Consider the following 998-nt stretch of genomic DNA (forward strand, 5'->3'; position numbering starts at 1 on the left):
CGGTGCTGGTGCTGGTGCGGGTGCAGGTGCCGGAGCACCGGTAAAGGTCGGGTCGGCGATCTTGGTGCGCGAGATGATCAGTTCGTCGTACCAGGTGTACGAGACAGGGTTGGTCGTCGACGCGCTCTTGCCGGTGTTGTACGGCAACAACCAGACCTTGCCGTACTTCTGGTTCTCCGACGCGGGGCCAGCGGTCAGGTTGTACGGCCCCCAGGTGATGACCTGCTCCGAAGGCTTGCCCTCACGCGCAATCCACAGCGTCACGTAGCTGTTGGTGAACTCGTCGCCGACCCGCGGCCCGGTCTTGATGCGGACCTGGAAGGTCATCCACTCGTTGGCGTAGTAGCCGAAGCAGTTGCCCGACGTGAAGTACGAGTTGGTGCTGCCTTGTGAGTACAGACAGTAGGGCGATGGGCGCCCGTTCTGCAGCTTGAAGTCATACGCCCCGAACCGTTCCTCAAACCCGTCGTACGGCCCGTGCGAAGTCGAACCCGAGCACGAGTTGTACATCTGCGCGAAGCCGCGGTGATAGGTGTTCTGCACCACCGTCTCGAGCGACGAGCAGGACGACTGGGGTGTACCGCCCGGCGTGTCACCGGTGCCGATGATGATCTGCTTCCAGCCGCCCCCCCCTTCGAACTTGGTGTTGATGAACTCCGGGCTGAAGCGCTGGCGCCATTGCACGAAGAACTCCGAGTTCTCACCGAACTGCACCGAAAGGTCGGTCGAGAAGTTCGTGAAATACGAGCCTGACGAATCGGAGCCGGAGTTGGCCGGAATCGTGAACTTCAATGAACTGTTGCCCGAGGCCTTGGCGCTGGTGTCACGCGTGGCACGCGTGTAGTCGGTGGTCCCCCAGGGCGCGTAGATGCCCGAGTTCTGGCCATAGGCACCGGCACTGCCGCCGCTGCCGATATTGAAGTCGCCGACATCGTCGAAACCGACACACTTGACCACGCCGGGCTGCGCGCAGCGCGTCCCGAAGTCCTGAGTGCCCG

General features: G+C 62.6%; 1 protein-coding gene. It reads right to left on the bottom strand.

What is annotated here, in order from left to right; all coding sequences use genetic code 11:
• Positions 1-998 (bottom strand): hypothetical protein (locus D9C15_RS33330; protein WP_205854726.1); only part of this gene is annotated, 998 nt, incomplete at both ends.

It is taken from the genome of Piscinibacter defluvii (assembly GCF_004011805.1).
Classification (GTDB): domain Bacteria; phylum Pseudomonadota; class Gammaproteobacteria; order Burkholderiales; family Burkholderiaceae_C; genus Piscinibacter; species Piscinibacter defluvii.